Origin of the sequence: Mesorhizobium sp. M1E.F.Ca.ET.063.01.1.1 (genome assembly GCF_003998155.1) — a bacterium.
Classification (GTDB): domain Bacteria; phylum Pseudomonadota; class Alphaproteobacteria; order Rhizobiales; family Rhizobiaceae; genus Mesorhizobium.
Map to the genome: position 1 here is coordinate 1 of NZ_RZSC01000947.1, position 1,971 is coordinate 1,971.

The following is a 1,971-nucleotide window of genomic DNA, read 5'->3' on the forward strand; positions in this document are numbered from 1 at the left end:
GTGCAAGCGCTGCCGCTGGTCGTACTCACCGTCCTGTCGGGGCTGCGCTCCTACGACATGAACCAGGAGATGGTGGCGCGCAGCCTCGGCGCCGGGCGCTTCGCCGCCTTCTTCCAGGTGACCATGCCGCAGCTGCGCTTCTCGATCGTGTCGGGCGCGCTGTTTGCCTTCATCACTTCGTTCGACGAGGTTGTGGTGTCGCTCTTCATCTCGGGTGGCGAGACCACGACGCTGACGCGCCGCATGTTCAACGCGCTGCGCGATCAGATCGATCCGACGATTGCCGCCATTTCGACTTGCCTGATCGTGCTATCGATCGTCTTGTTGTCCGCCGCCCAGCTTTTCGGCCGCGGACGTTGAAGTTGAGGGATAATCAGAACCGCATGCGTGATTTCCAGTACCCAGGCCGCTCGCCGGTCCGCGCCACCGAAGCCATGGCCGCGACCTCGCATCCGTTGTCGACGCTTGCTGCCGTCGACATGCTGCGCTCCGGCGGCAACGCCATGGACGCCGCCGTCTGCGCCGCCGCCGTCCAGGCCGTGGTCGAGCCGCAATCGACCGGCATCGGCGGCGACTGTTTTGTCCTCTATTGCCCGAAAGGTGATGGTAATGTGATCGCCTTCAATGGTTCCGGCCGCGCACCCAAAGCAGCGACGGTCGACTGGTACCTGGAGCACGGCTTCAGCGAGCTGCCGAAGCAGGGCGCGCACGCTGTCACCGTTCCCGGCGCCGTCGACGCCTGGTGCCGGCTGCTCGAAGACCATGGCCGCAAGGGGATCGCCGATGCTCTCGCTCCCGCTATCCACTACGCCGAGAACGGCTATGTCGTGCACGACCGCGTCGCCTTCGACTGGGCTGATCCGGAAACCGATCTGTCGGCCGACAAGGTGGCGGCGCGAATCTTCCTGCCGGGCGGTCAACCGCCCAAGGCCGGCGATATCCATCGCCAGCCGGAACTGGCGGAGACGCTGCGCATCATCGCCCAAAAAGGCCGCGCCGGCTTCTACAAAGGCGAAGTCGCGGAGGATTTGGTCGGGCGGCTTCGTGTACTTGGCGGACTGCATACGCTGGACGATTTCGCTGCAACGAAGGGCGACTACAAACCGCCGGTCCGTACATCCTATCGCGGCTATGACATCCATCAGATGCCGCCGAACAACCAGGGCCTCACCGCGCTCCTGATGCTGAACGTGCTCTCCGGCTTCGATCTTGGCGCGCTCGATCCGAATGGCGCAGAGCGCCTGCATCTGGAGATCGAGGCCGGGCGGCTGGCCTATCGCGATCGCGACAATCTGATTGCCGACCAGGATTACGTCGCGGTGCCGGTGAAGGAGCTTCTCTCCGCTGCCTATGCCGACCGGCTGCGCGTCGCGATCGACCGCGAGCGCGCCATGACGCATTTGCCGCGCGTCGATTTGCCGGGCAGCGACACGGTCTACATCTCCGTCATCGACCGCGACTTGAACGCGGTGAGCTTCATCAACTCGACCTACTATTCCTTCGGCAGCGGCGTCGTCGGCCCCAAGACCGGCGTCGTGCTGCAGAATCGCGGCACCAGCTTCCGGCTCGATCCCAAGCACCCGAATGCAATAGCGCCGGGCAAGCGGCCGATGCACACGATCATGCCGGGCATGATGACAAGGAATGGCCGCGCGGTGATGCCGTTCGGCGTCATGGGCGGCGGCTACCAGCCGTTCGGCCATGTGCATCTTTTGACCAACATGATCGACTTCGGCATGGACCCGCAGCAGGCGCTGGACGCGCCGCGCGTCTTCTACAACCACGATGTCGTCGAGGCCGAGCGCAGCGTGCGCGCAGATGCCGTCGAGGGCCTGCGTCACCGGGGCCATCGCGTTGTCGAGCCAGACCATCCGCTTGGCGGCGGTCAGGCTGTATTCATCGATTGGGAAAAAGGCACGCTGACCGGCGCCTCCGATCCGCGCAAGGACGGGCTGGCGCTCGGATATTGAG

At 64.7% G+C, this 1,971-nt stretch carries 2 protein-coding genes; both read left to right on the forward strand.

Translation table 11 applies throughout. From position 1 onward, the window contains the following. Window positions 1-360 (forward strand): ABC transporter permease subunit (locus tag EOA29_RS34630; RefSeq protein ID WP_127222268.1); only part of this gene is annotated, 360 nt, incomplete at its 5' end. 23 nt (window positions 361-383) lie between these two features. After that, on the forward strand, window positions 384-1,970 hold the full coding sequence (gene ggt, locus EOA29_RS34635) for a gamma-glutamyltransferase (RefSeq protein WP_127222269.1): 1,587 nt from the start codon (window positions 384-386) through the stop codon (window positions 1,968-1,970). Window position 1,971 lies beyond the last annotated feature (1 nt).